The 834-nt window shown below is 65.7% G+C and carries 1 protein-coding gene; it reads left to right on the forward strand.

Going from position 1 to position 834, the window contains the following annotated elements:
• On the forward strand, positions 1–834 hold an 834-nt coding region (locus C448_RS03200), incomplete at both ends, for a nucleotide sugar dehydrogenase (RefSeq protein WP_004051872.1).

Raw genomic sequence — 834 nt, forward strand, 5'->3', positions numbered from 1 at the left:
GCTACCCTCCGCGAGACGGACATTACTTTTCTCGCACTCCAGACGCCCTCGCGCGAGGACGGCAGCATCGATCTCGGTGCGCTCGAAGCCGGCACGCGCGACGTAGGCGAGGCTCTCGCCGAAAAGGAAGGATACCACCTTGTCGTCGTCAAGAGCACGGTGATCCCGGGTACCGTCGAGGAACGGCTCGAACCGCTACTCGAAGAGGTCTCGGGGAAGGAAGCGGGCGAGGAGTTCGGCATCGCGGTCAACCCCGAGTTCCAGAGTCAGGGGTCGGCCGTCGCCGATTTCATGGGGCCCGACAAGCTCGTCTTCGGCGCTGAGGGCGAACGCGCGCTCGATCGTCTCGGTGAGCTGTACGAGCCGCTCGTCGCCGACAACGACGGCATTCCGATCGTCGAGACCGGCCGCCACGAGGCGATGATGGTCAAATACGCCAACAACGTCTTCCTCGCGGGGAAGATCAGCCTCATCAACGAGCTCGGCAACCTCTGCAAGGAGTTCGGTGTCGATTCCTACGACGTGGCGGAGGCCATCGGGCTCGACGAGCGCATCGGTTCGCAGTTCCTCCGTTCCGGTGTGGGGTGGGGCGGCTCGTGTTTCCCGAAGGACACCGACGCGCTCAGAGCAGCCGGCCGCGAGGCGGGTTACGAGCCGGAACTGCTCGACAGCGTGGTCGCGGTCAACGACGGCCAACCCCGGCGGATGCTCGAACTTCTCGAACGGCACACGGACGTCGAGGGGCGGCGAATCGCCGTGCTCGGGCTCGCCTTCAAACCCGGCACGGACGACATCCGCGGGTCGCGCGCGACGCTCGTCATCGACGAACTGCTC

Origin of the sequence: Halococcus morrhuae DSM 1307 (assembly GCF_000336695.1) — an archaeon.
GTDB lineage: Archaea > Halobacteriota > Halobacteria > Halobacteriales > Halococcaceae > Halococcus > Halococcus morrhuae.